The sequence below is a fragment of the Kitasatospora cystarginea genome (genome assembly GCF_039533515.1).
GTDB lineage: Bacteria > Actinomycetota > Actinomycetes > Streptomycetales > Streptomycetaceae > Kitasatospora > Kitasatospora cystarginea.
The window spans coordinates 277,547-290,745 of the sequence record NZ_BAAATR010000001.1; the positions used below are offsets into that span (position 1 = coordinate 277,547).

At 73.7% G+C, this 13,199-nt stretch carries 10 protein-coding genes; 7 read left to right on the top strand and 3 right to left on the bottom strand.

All coding sequences use genetic code 11. From position 1 onward, the window contains the following. Positions 1-448 precede the first annotated feature (448 nt). Positions 449-2,971 (top strand): DUF6185 family protein, encoded by a 2,523-nt coding sequence (locus ABD369_RS01235; RefSeq protein ID WP_344634250.1) that lies wholly within the window; start codon positions 449-451, stop codon positions 2,969-2,971. Positions 2,972-3,074: 103 nt separating this feature from the next. Here the strand turns inward: ABD369_RS01235 and ABD369_RS01240 are convergent, their stop codons facing one another. The 3 genes from ABD369_RS01240 to ABD369_RS01250 form a co-directional block, all read right to left on the bottom strand. Further along, positions 3,075-4,133: a prenyltransferase gene (locus ABD369_RS01240; protein ID WP_344634251.1), complete on the bottom strand. Its 1,059-nt coding sequence runs from the start codon at positions 4,131-4,133 to the stop codon at positions 3,075-3,077. Next, on the bottom strand, positions 4,130-4,864 hold the full coding sequence (locus tag ABD369_RS01245) for a class I SAM-dependent methyltransferase (protein ID WP_344634252.1): 735 nt from the start codon (positions 4,862-4,864) through the stop codon (positions 4,130-4,132). The genes ABD369_RS01240 and ABD369_RS01245 overlap by 4 nt, the downstream gene beginning before the upstream one ends. A gap of 96 nt (positions 4,865-4,960) precedes the next feature. Continuing rightward, positions 4,961-6,274: a glycosyltransferase family 4 protein gene (locus ABD369_RS01250; RefSeq protein ID WP_344634253.1), complete on the bottom strand. Its 1,314-nt coding sequence runs from the start codon at positions 6,272-6,274 to the stop codon at positions 4,961-4,963. A gap of 239 nt (positions 6,275-6,513) precedes the next feature. Here ABD369_RS01250 and ABD369_RS01255 point away from each other — a divergent pair, with 239 nt between their 5' ends. From ABD369_RS01255 to ABD369_RS01280, 6 genes are all read left to right on the top strand, one after another. After that, positions 6,514-7,134, top strand: a complete 621-nt coding sequence (locus tag ABD369_RS01255; RefSeq protein WP_344634254.1) for a TetR family transcriptional regulator — start codon at positions 6,514-6,516, stop codon at positions 7,132-7,134. 266 nt (positions 7,135-7,400) lie between these two features. Beyond that, positions 7,401-8,873 (top strand): SCO2321 family membrane protein, encoded by a 1,473-nt coding sequence (locus ABD369_RS01260; protein ID WP_344634255.1) that lies wholly within the window; start codon positions 7,401-7,403, stop codon positions 8,871-8,873. Then, complete coding sequence (locus ABD369_RS01265; protein ID WP_344634256.1) at positions 8,870-9,538, top strand: SCO2322 family protein; 669 nt, start codon at positions 8,870-8,872, stop codon at positions 9,536-9,538. Before ABD369_RS01260 ends, ABD369_RS01265 begins: the two co-directional genes overlap by 4 nt. A 22-nt stretch (positions 9,539-9,560) precedes the next feature. After that, positions 9,561-10,664, top strand: coding sequence for a CbiQ family ECF transporter T component (locus ABD369_RS01270; RefSeq protein ID WP_344634257.1), 1,104 nt, complete (start codon positions 9,561-9,563; stop codon positions 10,662-10,664). Next, positions 10,661-12,280: an ABC transporter ATP-binding protein gene (locus ABD369_RS01275; protein WP_344634258.1), complete on the top strand. Its 1,620-nt coding sequence runs from the start codon at positions 10,661-10,663 to the stop codon at positions 12,278-12,280. The genes ABD369_RS01270 and ABD369_RS01275 overlap by 4 nt, the downstream gene beginning before the upstream one ends. Continuing rightward, a complete protein-coding gene (locus tag ABD369_RS01280) occupies positions 12,277-13,119 on the top strand; it encodes an ECF transporter S component (protein WP_344634259.1) in 843 nt (280 codons plus the stop codon). The genes ABD369_RS01275 and ABD369_RS01280 overlap by 4 nt, the downstream gene beginning before the upstream one ends. Positions 13,120-13,199: the final 80 nt, after the last annotated feature.

Here is a 13,199-nt window from a genome sequence, read left to right on the forward strand (position 1 = left end):
GGCTGCCGGAACCTTTCTCCGGCGGCCGCGGGCCTTCGCGTTCCGGGCGCGCGGCCGGGTGGCCGACCTTGGATTGCGGGTGCGTACCGGCCCGCTTACGCTCCGGAACATGCCACTCGCATGACAGTGAGGAGCGGGCCATGGGAAGGCGAACGGCCGCTTCCGGGCGAGCGCTCCCACGATTCGAGGAGTCCGCAGGCCCGGAGCCGCGACACGGACCGTTCGCGTGCGATCCTGTGGCCGTGCTGGAAGGTCACCGGCTTCTCGGCCGTTTCGGCCCGGTTCCTCGGCATCCGCTCCGCGGATGCCCCGGCAGCGGGAGCGGTCGGCGTTGACGGCCGCCTCCCGGCTTCCCCGCGGCCGACCTGCCTCCCGTCCGGCCAGGACGGCCGGCGGCCGGCACGGCGAGGGCGGCGTCCGGGCGGTGGACCGGTGGAGACCCTGCGCTGTGCTGCTGTTGCTGCTGAGCCTGTCGTGGTGGTGGGGCGCACCACCTGCTCTGGCTCATCCCCAGGACGTCGACAGCTGCCATCCGGAGCAGCTCGTCGACGCCCGGACGGAAGCCACTCTCCAGCTCTTCAACCACAAACAGAACTTCGTCGAGGCCAAGGGCGAGATGGCGGTCCACGTGCCCGTCACCTGGCCGTACGCCAAGGATCTGCTGCTGAGCGAGAGTTCCGACGAGCACCAGCACGCGATGCGCTGCCTACTGCGGGGGGATCAGGACGGCGCGCAGTACCGGTACCTGCGCACCAACGAGTGGCGCATGCACGGTCCGGAGGTGACCGCGGCGCTGTCCTCGGTCACGGTGAGGTGCCAGGTGCTGTCCTGGCTCAACCATCGCGGCCGGTTCAACGTGGGCCCGTGGACGGCCGACGTGGGTGCCGATCGATGGCAGCTCTCGCTCACCCCGCCGACGGCGCTGGAGAGCGCCCACTGGGACCACGTCCAGATCGACCCGGGCGGCCTGAACGTCTCCGAGGTGTCCCCGATGCCGCCGGTCGCCGGCGATGGAAGCCTGGTGTGGAACGGGATCGGGCCGTCCGGGGGTCTGCGCCCCACGGTGACGGTCGAGATGGTCCCCTCCTGGCAGCGCGCCTGGGCGGCCAGTACGGACACCGATCCCTGGCGCGTCGTCAACGCGGCCGGACAGACCGTCTCGTGGGTGGGTACCTCGGCCGCGGTCATGCTGGCCGCCCTCTGGGCCCGCCGCCGACAGGCCGACACCGCCGACACCGTGGTCGAGCGAGGGAGCTTCCGAGCCCTGATGCAGTGGGCTCTGCTCAGTGCGGTGATCGGCCTGGTGCTCATGCTGCTGTTCAACCTGTTCCTCGACGGCGCCAAGGCGCCGACGGACCTGTGGAGCGGGCGGCAGCACTGGCAGGCCCTGCTGGGCATACTGATCGGCTGGGCCCTGGTGGTCCTCGCCCGCCCGAGGTGGTCGTTGCTGCTGGCCGCCACGCTGGTGGCGGCGGCCGGCGCGCTGGTGGCCGTACGGCCTTCTCTGTTCGGGCTGCCCGCCCCGCACACTTCCGCCGGGAGCCTGCACGCCCTCGGCATCGCCGCGCTGGCGGTGATGACCGCGGCGGCGGTGTGGCTGGGGCTCGCCGGCCTGCTGCTCTGGGCCTGGCGTCTCGCACGTGCGGGCAGGCTGATCAGGTCCTCGCGGCTGCCCTGGGCCGGAACCGTGCTCGCCGTGGTCACGTTCCTGCTGCTGGCGCTGTCGGTGTGGGCCGACGAGCTCTCCTGGCAACGGGTCAGCTGGCTGATCGACCGCAGCTCACCGGCCTACCACTCGCTGCACGTGCTCTTCCTGAGCCAGCAGACGGTGGCCTTCGCCGCCGGCATCCCCACCTGGTGCTACTCCCGCACCTGGGTGCTTACGGGTCTGGCGATCCTGGCGCTGCTGCGGGCCAGGGAACTGGGCCGCCGGGCACCCTCCGTGAGCCCAACCGGTTTCGACTTCCTGCTGCTCGCCGTGTTCTTCGCCATCGTGGCGGCCTGGCGCGAGGGCTCGTACGCCGGCAGCCAACTGCTCGGTTTCCTCTGGCTGGCACTGGACGTCGCCGCACTGTACGGCCTGCTGGCGCTGGGCCGCAGGCGAGCGGTCCTGAGCCAGCACTTCGAGGGGCGCGGCGCTCCCGCACTGAGCGAAGTGGTCATCGACCGGGCCGACCACCAGGACCTCATCGAGCGTGCCCGCCGCTACCGGGAGCTGGTCGTCGAACTGCGCGCTCTGGAACAGGGGCACGGCGAGGGCGCTCACAGCCGGCACGAGCTGGAGGAGGAGCTGAGGCGGCTGCACTGGTGGGAGAGCAGGGCCGGCAACGCGAGGGCGACGCCGCGGTCCCTGCCCAACCAGGTCACGGTCCTGGACGTCGCCCTCAGTTGGGGTCCGCACGCCAGATGGTGGGGGAACGCCGTTCGGGCAGCCGTGGTCGCGGCGGTCGTCGGCCTTCCCTGGAGCATCATCATGATCTGGCTGGACTACTCGTCACCGCAGGCATGGATGTTCACGGAACAGGACCCCTTCGGATACGCCGATCTGCTGGGGAAGTTCCTGACTTCGGAGCTGTCCTGGGCGGGCTCGGGCCTGATGCTCGGAGCGATGTGGCGCCAACTGCCCGGTCGTCGGGGCCCGGCACGCGCCCTGGGCCTCTGGGTCGCCTACACCGTGCTGGTCGCCCTGGACATCGCCATCAACACCCTCGCCGACCAGGATCTCGGCGACGCACCCAAGGCCATCGGCCTGATGCTTCCGGTGCTGACCGTCACCGGCCTGGCCATGGACGCGGACACCTTCCGCACCGAACGGCGCCTGTGGCCCAACCGCTTCGGGCTACTGCTCTCGATCTACCAGATGCGGGGCCTGTCGGCGCAGATCGCCTGGGTGCTGGTGCAGGTGGGTGCGCTGGTGGCGATCTGGCAGCACTTCGGCGGCTTCGACACCCGGACGATGAAGCCGCACTGAAGCCGCCGGACGGCAGCGGCGGTTCGCCCTCCACGGCCGTCCGCACCCCGCACGCCGCGCGGGTCCCGGACCCCGGGGCCCGTGCGGCGTGCGGGCCGCGCTCTCAGCAGCAGTCGCCGACGACCAGCCCGGTCGGCAGCTGCTCTCCGCCGAAGACCGCCACCGTGGCGTGGTCGCCGCCCAGCGCCGCGACGGCCAGCAGCAGGGCGCCGGCGGTCCAGGTGGTGCGCTCCTCGGGCCAGATGGCGTCGTCCTCGAAGACGTACCCGGTCCAGTACGACCCGTCGGTGTGCCGCAGGTGCTGGATCCAGCGCAGGATCTCCACCGCGCGGTCGGACTGGCCCACCGCCCAGAGGGCGAGGGCGAGTTCGGCGCTCTCGCCGCCGGTCACCCAGGGCCGGTCGCTGACGCAGCGCACGCCAAGGCCCGGCACCACGAAGCGCTCCCAGTCGCGCTCGATCCGTTCCATGGCGGCGGCGCCGCGCATCGCGGTGCCGAGCACGGGGTAGTACCAGTCCATCGAGTAGCGGTCCTTGTCGAGGAACCGCTCGGGGTGTTCGGCGATCGCGTGGCGCAGCCGTCCGGCCGCCAACTCCCAGTCGGGCTGGGGCTCTTCGAGGTAGTCGGCGATGGCGAGCCCGCAGCGCAGGGCGTGCAGGATGCTGGACGACCCGGTGAGCAGCGCCTCCTCGGGGGCGGTGCCGTCCTCGTCCAGTCGCCAGGCGATCGGCCCGCCGGGCAGCCGCAGTCCGACGGTGAAGTCCAGCGCGCGACGGACGACCGGCCAGAGCCACTCCAGGAAGGCGTCGTCGCCGGTGCTCAGGTGGTGGTGCCAGGCGCCGACGGCTATGTACGCGCAGAAGTTGGTCTCCTTCGACGCGTTGGTCACCTCGCCGTCGGTGTAGCCGGCGTACCAGGAGCCGTCCGGGTTCTGGTGCTCGGCCAGCCAGCGGTAGGCGTTCTCGGCGGCGGCGTGTTCACCCGCGGTGTCCAGGGCCATCGCGGCCTCGGTGTGGTCCCAGGGGTCGAGGTGGCCGCCGCCGAACCACGGGATGGCGCCGTCGGGCCGCTGGTCGGCCAGGATGGAGCGCACGGTCGCGGCGGCCTGCTCGGCGTCGAGGACGCCGTCCAGCAGCAGGGCCTCCGGGACGGCGGCGGTCACTCGGCTGCCCGGTGCGGCTTGGAGGCGTACACGACGAAGCTCTTGCCGATCACCGGGTTGAGCGCCTTCTCGGCCGCCTTGGTGAGTGTGCTGATGACCGGTGTGCCGACGATGTCCCAGACCAGCAACTGGTGGTAGGCCTTGACCGGCAGCGCCTTGTCGTTGTTGACACCGACGGCGCACTTGATCCACCAGTACGGCGAGTGCAGCGCGTGGGCGTGGTGGGTGCCGTAGGGCGTGAGGCCGGCGTCGCGGACCTTCTGGACCAGTTCGTCGCCCTTGTAGATCCGGATGTGGCCGCCCTCGACCTCGTGGTACTCGTCGGAGAGCGCCCAGCAGATCTTCTCGGGCAGGTAGCGGGGCACGGTGACGGCGAGCAGTCCGCCCGGCTTCAGCACCCGGACCATCTCGGCGAGCACGCCCTTGTCGTCGGGGATGTGCTCCATCACCTCGGAGATGATGATCTTGTCGAAGGTGTCGTCCTCGAAGGGCAGCGCCAGCGCGTTGCCCTCCATCGCGACGGCCGAGGCACCCGCCGGGGCCTCACCGGCCTGCTCCATCGCCGCGAACCACTTGCGCACCTCGGCGATCTCGTCGCCGTTCTGGTCCAGGGCGACGACGTTGGCACCGCGCCGGTAGCACTCGAACGCGTGTCGGCCCCCGCCGCAGCCCAGGTCGAGCACCCGGTCGCCGGGGGCGAGCGGGAAGCGGGAGAAATCGACGGTCAGCACTGCGGGCTCCCATTCATTGCTGCTGTACTCGACCCCGAGGGGTGATCCCCGGGATCCGTTCTCCTACTGCGAAGTTGACGAGGTGCCGGGGCGGCCTCAGGCGACGTAGCGCCAGCCCTTGCCGGAGCGGGCACGCTGCCCTGTCCCGGTGGCGATGGCCGCCCGGTAGCGGTCGGCGGTCAGTTCGGCGGCCCGCCGCCAGGTGAAGTTGGCCAGCACCCGCTCCCGTCCGGCCGCACCGAGCCGCTCGCGCAGCCGCGGGTCGTCCAGCAGCCGCCCGAGGGCCGCCGTGAGCGCGCCCGCGTCGCCGGGCGGCACCGCCAGGCAGGTCTCGCCGTCGGGGCCGGCGACCTCGGGAATGGCGCCGCCGGTGGTCGCCACCAGCGGGGTGCCGGTGGCCATCGCCTCGGCGGCGGGCAGCGAGAAGCCCTCGTACAGCGAGGGGACGCAGGCCACCTCAGCCGAGCGGTAGAGGTCGACCAGCTCCCGGTCGCTCAGACCGTTGCGGAACTCGATGTGCTCCTGCAAACCGAACCGCCGCACCGCCTCGGCCACCGGGCCGTCCTCGCGGCGCTTGCAGACCACCACCAGATGCGCCTCGCGCTCGGTCCGCAGCTTGGCCAGCGCCTCGACCAGGTAGATCAGGCCCTTGAGCGGGACGTCCGCGCTGGAGGTCGCGACGATCCGGCCCGGCACCACCGGGACCGACTCGTCCGGTGACCAGAGCCGGGTGTCAGCGCCGATCGGGACCACCGAGATGTTCCCGGGCGCCGCGCCCAGGTGCTCGGCTATCTCGCCCTTGGAGCTGCCGGAGACGGTGATGATGTGGTCCAGGCGGCGGGTCACCCTGCCCTGCATCCGGGTGAAGCCGTACCAGCGCCGCAGCGACAGGCGGCGCAGCATGGTGGCGGCCGCGTCCAGCTCCAACTGCCGGTCCACGGTGATGGGGTGGTGGATGGTGGTGACCAGTGGGAAGCCGTGCCGGGCGAGGCCGAGCAGGCCGTAGCCGAGGGTCTGGTTGTCGTGCACCACGTCGTAGCGGCCCTTGTGCGCGGCCAGGTACCGGCGGGCCCGCAGCGAGAAGGTCAGCGGCTCGGGGAAGCCGCCGGTCTTCATGGTGGCGACCTCCAGCACGTCCACCGCGCCCCGGTACTCGGCGAGCCCAGGGGTGCGGAACGGGTCGTCGGCCCGGTACAGGTCCAGGCTGGGCAGTTCCACCAGCCGGACCGAGCCCGGGCCCTCGACCTCGTCCAGAACCGGGTAGGGCTGCGCGCCGATCACGTCCACGTGGTGGCCGAGCCGGGCCAGCTCACGGGAGAGGTGCCGGACGTAGACCCCCTGGCCGCCGCAGAACGGGTCACCGCGGTAGGAGAGCAGGGCGATCCGCAGCGGTGTCGGCAGCGCGGTCATCCGGGGCCCCTTATCCCTACTCACCCGGGCACGGACTGCCTCGGCGGTAAAGTAGATCACGTTTCATGGCGGTGTGGAGCTCACCGCCCAGCGAGTGAACAATGAGAGACCTCGAAGATACCGGCCCGTAGCTTGCGCTCAGGATCCAGGGCTGGTGATTCACGCCACGCTGCGCCCCGCCCGACCGCGGGCGAACGCCCGGCCGGGGTCCGCGAGCCCGCAGCGAGAAGGAGCCCGCCTTGTCCACCCTGCCCCCAGCCGCCGCGCTCTCCACCTCCGCCCCGCCGGCGGATGACCTCACTCCACGTCAGGCCGAGCGCCGGCGGCGCATTCTGCGGGCCTCCACCGCGCTGGCCGCCCGGGGTGGCTACGAGGCGGTGCAGATGCGCGAGGTCGCCGAGGGCGCGGACGTCGCGCTCGGCACGCTGTACCGCTACTTCCCGTCCAAGGTGCACCTGCTGGTGGCAGTGATGCTGGAGCAGCTCGGACGCCTGCACGAGCAAGTGCTGCGCCGCCCGCCCGCCGGGGAGGACCCGGCCGCCCGGGTGGCCGAGGCGCTCACCCAGGGGTTCCACGCGCTCGGGCGCGAGCCCCGGCTGGCCGAGGCGATGGTCCGGGCGCTCTCCTTCGCCGACCGCTCGGTGAGCCGCGAGGTGGACGAGGTCAGCTCGCTCACCTCGGCCATCGTGCTGGCCGCCGCCCGGCTCGGGGGCGAGCCCACCGCCGCGCAGCAGGCGGCGCTGCGGGTGATCGGGCACACCTGGTACGCCGCGCTGCTGGGCTGGCTCTCCGGCCGCGCCTCGCCGGCGGACGTACGGGCCGATCTGCACACGGCAGCGCGGCTGCTCACGCTGCCTTAGCGTCGGGGAGCCCCGGTACGGCCTGTCCACCGAAAGCACTCGCAGGCGTACGCGCCTTCCCTCGCGCGCCGTTCGTGCGCCCCTGTGGGCGCGATATCCGTCCACGCTCCAATCGAGCCGTAACTGATACCTGTTCCAGTTCGGGCGGCGCGGTGGCACCCGGGCGGGCCGGATAGAGTCGATGACTCCGGCCCGGTGATCCCGTCGAGGTCCACGGACCGCCCGTACGGGCCGCCGCACCGCTCATCGAAAGGCATTCCACCGTCATGCTGACCGCCGCCCGCCTGGGCGCCACCTCGCTGGCCGGCCTGCTGCTGGCCGGTGCCGCCAGTGCGCCAGCGCTGGCCGACACCGCCTCTCCCGCCGCCACCGCGCCCGCGAGCGCGCCGGCCGCCCAGCCCGCCCCCGCGGAGCTCTACGGCAAGGGCGACCCGACGTACGACGGCGTCTGGCGCCAGTCGCTGGCGCTCACCGCGCTGGCCGGTGCCAAGGTCACCCCGTCCGACAAGGCCGTGGGCTGGCTGACCGGACAGCAGTGCGCCGACGGCGGCTGGCCGTCCTACCGGGCCGACACCGCCGCCTGCGACCCCAAGACCGAGGACAGCAACGCCACCGCCGTGGCGATCCAGGCGCTGTCCGCGCTCGGTGGGCACCAGGAGGCGGTCGGCAAGGGCGTCGAGTGGCTCAGGAACAACCAGAACGCGGACGGCACCTGGTCCTTCAACCCCGGCAACCCGGGTGACGCCAACTCCACCGGACTGGCCGTCAGCGCCCTGCTCACCGCCCACACCGACCCGGCCGCCGTGGCCAAGGACGGCAAGTCGGCCTACGACGGCCTGGGCGGCTTCCAGCTCGGCTGCGCCTCCCCTGCCGCGCAGCGCGGCGCCTTCGCCTACCAGCCCGGCCCGGACGGCACCCTCGCCGCCAACGGCCTGGCCACCGCGCAGGCCGCGCTCGCCGCGGCGGGCGGCGGACTGCTGGTGACCAGCACCGACCGGGCGGAGAGCGCGCCCAAGGCACTCGACTGCCCGACCGGTTCGACCGAGAAGACCGTGCCGCGCGCGCACTCCGCCGAGGCCGCCACCGCGTACCTGCGCGCCCAGCTCGCCGCCAACGGCCAGCACCTGATGCAGGCCCTGCCCGGCGCCGCGCCCGCCCCGGACTTCACCGCCACCGCCTGGGCCGTGCTCGGCCTGATCCAGGCCGGGCACCCGCAGGAGGCCGCCAGCGCCGCCGACTGGCTGGCCGGGAACGGCTACGACTGGGCCGCCAAGGGCAAGTCGGGCACCGACCCGTCCGCCGCCGCCGCGATGCTGCTGGTCGCGCAGGCCGCCAAGCTCGACCCGTACAACTTCGGTGGCACCGATGTGGTGCACCTGCTGATCAACGCGGGCCCGGCCCCGAAGCAGGTCCCGGCCGCCGCCGCCTCCGCCGCCTCGGACAACCCCGATGGCACCAAGGCCCCCGGCTCCGGCATCACCGAGGCCGACGACAACAGCGGCTTCTCCCCGATCTGGCTGGTCGGCATCGGCCTGCTGATAGGTGTCGGCGGCGGTCTGCTGCTCAGCCTCAACCGCCGTCGCGGCGCCCACCAGCAGGACGCCGAGGCCAAGCCCGACGCCTCGCCGGCTGTCGACAAGCCCGCCACCGACCAGCCCGAGCAGGGCACTTCCGACAGCGGCAAGCCCGAGCAGGGCACGCCCGACGACGGCAAGCCCGAAGGCGACCCGAAGAAGTGACCCGCGTCCCGCGCCGTACGGCGGCGGCCCTGCTCGCCGCCGTACTGGCCGTCCCGTTCACCTTGCTGCTCGGCGCCGCGCCCGCGCAGGCCGCGGGCTACCGCTACTGGTCGTTCTGGAAGTGGTCCAACTCGGCCTGGACGTACCAGCAGCAGGGTCCCACCGTCTACGTCCCGCAGGACGGCGGCGTGGACGGCTGGCGCTTCGCGGTCAGCCCGGACGGCGGTCAGGACGCCGCCCGGCCCACCGCCGCCGGGGACTTCGGCGCGATCTGCGCCGCCACCCCGGCCCAGCCCGGCAGGAAGCGGGTCGCCGTGGTGCTGGACTTCGGCACCGCCGCCGACGCGCCCTCCGGTGAGACCCCGCCCGCCCCGCGCACCGCCTGCGCCGCCGTCCCGGCCACGGCCAGCTCGGCCGAGGTGCTCGCCGCCGCGCTACCCCCGCTGCGCTACAGCGCAGGCGGCCTGCTCTGCGCCATCGCCGGCTACCCGCGCACCGGTTGCGGCGACACCGTCCCGGACGCCGGAGCCGCCACGGCCGAGCACGCCGACCACCCGGGCAGCGGCCCGTCCCTCGGCCTGATCGCCGGTGGCGCCCTGGTCGCCGCCCTGGCCGGCGGGGCGGTCTGGCAGGCCCGGCGCCGCCGCAACCGGCCGATTCCGTAAGCGTTTCCGAGGAACTCCCGCTGTGCCCAAGTCCCGCACCCCACGCCCTGCCACCGGCCCCCGCCAGCTGCACCCCGGCGCCTGGTGGCTCTGGGCGCTCGGCCTGGGCGCGACGGCCTCCCGGACCACCAACCCGCTGCTGCTCCTGCTGATCGTCGCCGTCGCCGGGTACGTGGTCGCCGCCCGGCGCGGGGACGCGCCCTGGGCGCGCTCGTACGGGACGTTCCTGCGGCTCGGGCTGCTGGTGCTCGGCATGCGGATGGTCTTCGCGGTCTTCCTCGGCTCGCCCGTCCCGGGCACCCACGTCCTGGTCACCCTGCCCCAACTCCCGCTTCCGCACTGGGCGCAGGGAGTGCGGATCGGCGGCCGGGTGACGGCGGAGGGCCTGCTCTTCGCGCTGTACGACAGCCTGCGGCTGGCCACCCTGCTGGTCTGCGTCGGTGCCGCGAACGCGCTCGCCAGCCCGGCCCGGCTGCTGCGCGCCCTGCCCGGCGCGCTCTACGAGGCCGGGGTGGCCGTGGTGGTGGCGATGACCTTCGCGCCCAACCTGGTCGCCGACGTCCAGCGGCTGCGGGCCGCCCGCCGGCTGCGCGGCGGCTCCGACCGGGGCATCCGCGCGGTCCTCGGCGTCGGACTGCCGGTGCTGGAGAGCGCGTTGGAGCGCTCCGTGGGCCTGGCCGCCGCAATGGACACCCGGGGCTTCGGCCGCACCGCCGCCGTGCCGCCCCGGGTCGCCCGGACCACCGCCGCACTCACCCTGCTCGGACTGCTCGGCGTGTGCGTCGCCGCGTACGGGCTGCTCTCGGCGGACGGTGCGGGCTGGGCCCTGCCGCTGCTGCTGCTCGGCCTCGCCTCGGCGGCCGGCGGTCTGCTGCTCGGCAGCAGACGTGCCGTACGGACCCGGTACCGCCCCGACCCCTGGACCGCGCGCGAGTGGTCGGTCGCCGGCTCTGGCGTGGCCGCCGCCGGGCTGATGGTGTGGCTGGCGAGCCGTGACCCGGCCGCCCTCACGCCGTCGCTGATCCCGCTCACCTCGCCCGGGCTGCCGCTGCTGCCCGCCCTCGCCGTACTGGTCGGCCTGCTGCCCGCCGCCACCGCCCCTACCCCGCCCCGGAGTTCCTCGTGATCACCTTCGAGCAGGTCTCGGTCCAGTACCACGAGTCGGCCGAACCGGCGTTGCACGGCGTCGACCTGACCATCCCCGAGGGCGAACTCTGTCTGCTGGTCGGCCCGTCCGGCGCCGGGAAGTCCACCCTGTTGGGCACCGTCAGCGGACTGGTCCCGCACTTCACCGGCGGGGTGCTGCACGGCCGGGTCACCGTGAACGGCCGCGACACCCGCACCCACCGGCCGCGCGAACTGGCCGACGTGGTCGGCACGGTGGGCCAGGACCCGCTCGCCCACTTCGTCACCGACACCGTCGAGGACGAACTCGCCTACGGCATGGAGTCGCTGGGCCTCGCCCCCGACGTGATGCGCCGCCGGGTCGAGGAGACCCTGGACCTGCTGGGCCTGGCCGAGCTCCGCGGCCGCGCGCTCACCGCCCTCTCCGGCGGCCAGCAGCAGCGGGTCGCGATCGGCTCGGTGCTCACCACCCACCCCAAGGTGCTGGTCCTGGACGAACCCACCTCCGCACTCGACCCCGGCGCGGCGGAGGAGGTGCTGGCGGTGCTCCAGCGGCTGGTCCACGACCTCGGCACCACCGTGCTGATGGCCGAGCACCGCCTGGAGCGGGTCGTCCAGTACGCGGACCAGGTGCTGCTGCTCCCCGGGCGCGGTCAGACGCCGGTGCTGGGAGAGGCGGCCGAGGTGATGGCCCACTCCCCCGTCCACCCGCCAGTGGTGGCACTCGGCCGCGCCGTCGGCTGGTCACCGCTGCCACTCTCGGTCCGCGACGCCCGGCGCAGGGCCGCACCGCTGCGCGCCCGCCTGGACGGCCGCACGCCCGCGCCCGCCACCGTCCCAGCGCCTGCGCGGGCCACCGCCACCGTGGACCGCCTCGCCGTCCAGCGTGGACCGGTGCCCGCACTGCGCGGGGTCCGGCTCGACCTGCACCCGGGCGAGATCACCGCCCTCATGGGGCGCAACGGCGCCGGGAAGTCCACCCTGCTCGGCTCCCTGGTCGGACTGCACCGCCCTACCGCCGGCTCGGTCCGGGTCGGCGGCCTGATCCCGCACCAGACCCGGCCCAAGGAGCTGATCCGCCAGGTCGGCCTGGTCCCGCAGGACCCGCGCGACCTGCTGTACGCGGAGACGGTCGCCGCCGAGTGCGCCGCCGCCGACCGGGACTCGGCCGCTGAGCCCGGCACGTGCCGTGCCCTGGTGGCCCGTCTGCTCCCCGGCATCGACGACGCCACCCACCCCCGGGACCTCTCCGAGGGCCAGCGGCTGAGCCTCGCGCTCGCCGTGGTGCTCACCGCCCGGCCCGGCGTGATCCTGCTGGACGAGCCGACCCGCGGCCTCGACTACGCCGCCAAGGCGCGCCTGGTCGAGATCCTGCGCGACCTCGCCGCCGAGTCGCACGCCGTGCTGCTCGCCACCCATGACGTCGAACTCGCCGCCGAACTCGCCCACCGCACGGTCATCCTGGCCGAGGGCGAGATCGTCGCGGACGGACCGACCCCCGAAATCGTGGTCTCCTCACCCGCGTTCGCCCCCCAGGTCGCGAAAATCCTCTCCCCCGGCCCCTGGCTGACCGTCCCCCAGGTGGTCGAGGCGCTCGCCGCCGAGGAGGCGCGGTGAGCACCCCGGAAGCGCTCGCCCGGCCGGTCCCGCTCGGACGGCGGTCGATCGCCCTGCTCGTCCTGATCTCCGCCATCGGCGTTGCCGCCTTCGGCTGGCCGCTGCTCGCCGACCGCTCCTCCGCACTGGTCGGCCACTCTGCCGACGCGCCCTGGCTGTTCGCCATGCTGATGCCGCTGCTGCTGGCCGTGGTGATCGCGCAGATCTCCGAGGGCCGCTCGGCGGGCGGCGGCGAGCGCGGCTTGGACGCCAAGGCGGTGGCCCTGCTCGGCGTGCTGGCCGCCGCGGGCGCGGCGCTGCGGCCGCTCGGTGCGGGGACGGCCGGGCTGGAGCCGATGTTCTTCCTGATGGTGCTGGCCGGCCGGGTGCTCGGGCCGGGTTTCGGCTTCGTCCTCGGCTCGGTCTCGATGTTCGCCTCCGCCCTGCTCACCGCCGGGGTCGGGCCCTGGCTGCCGTTCCAGATGCTCAGCATGGGCTGGGTCTGCCTCGGCGCCGGCCTGCTGCCAGGGGCGGCCTCACTGCGGGGAGTCCGCGAACGCGCACTGCTCGCCGGTTACGGCAGCCTGGCCGCCGTCGCGTACGGGACCGTGATGAACCTCCAGGGCTGGCCGTACATCGGCGGTCTGAGCAGCTCGATCGCCTTCGTCCCCGGCGACCCGCTCAGCGCCAACCTGCCCCGCTTCATCACCTACTGCCTCACCACGTCCCTCGGTTGGGACCTCCCCCGCGCCGCCCTGACCGCCGTCCTCTGCCTCACCGTCGGCGGCCCGGTCCTCCGCGCCCTGCGCCGGGCCGGCCGCCGCGCCGCCTTCACGGCCACGGCCGACTTCCGACCCTGAACCCTCCTGACAGGCGCGGGGAACCGCACGAGGGGCCACCCTCAAGTCGCCCGGCTTCTCGCGCAGTTCCCCGCATTCCT